We start from the raw sequence: 256 nt of genomic DNA on the forward strand, positions 1-256 counted from the left end.
TGGTGCCGGCAAGAGGACTTGAACCCCCAACCTACTGATTACAAGTCAGTTGCTCTACCAATTGAGCTACACCGGCAACATAATGGCTCAGGACGGAATCGAACCGCCGACACAAGGATTTTCAGTCCTTTGCTCTACCAACTGAGCTACTGAGCCTTTCTTACAATATTTCTATGTATAATGGCGGTCCGGACGGGACTCGAACCCGCGACCTCCTGCGTGACAGGCAGGCATTCTAACCAACTGAACTACCGGA

The 256-nt window shown here is 51.2% G+C and carries 2 tRNA genes; both read right to left on the minus strand.

Features of this window, described 5'->3' with window-relative positions:
* Positions 1-76 (minus strand) — tRNA-Thr (locus RG959_RS24490).
* Positions 77-83: 7 nt separating this feature from the next.
* A tRNA-Phe gene (locus RG959_RS24495) sits at positions 84-156 on the minus strand.
* Positions 157-256 lie beyond the last annotated feature (100 nt).

Origin of the sequence: Domibacillus sp. 8LH (assembly GCF_038806185.1) — a bacterium.
In the GTDB taxonomy this organism is placed as follows: Bacteria; Bacillota; Bacilli; order Bacillales; family Domibacillaceae; genus Domibacillus; species Domibacillus indicus_A.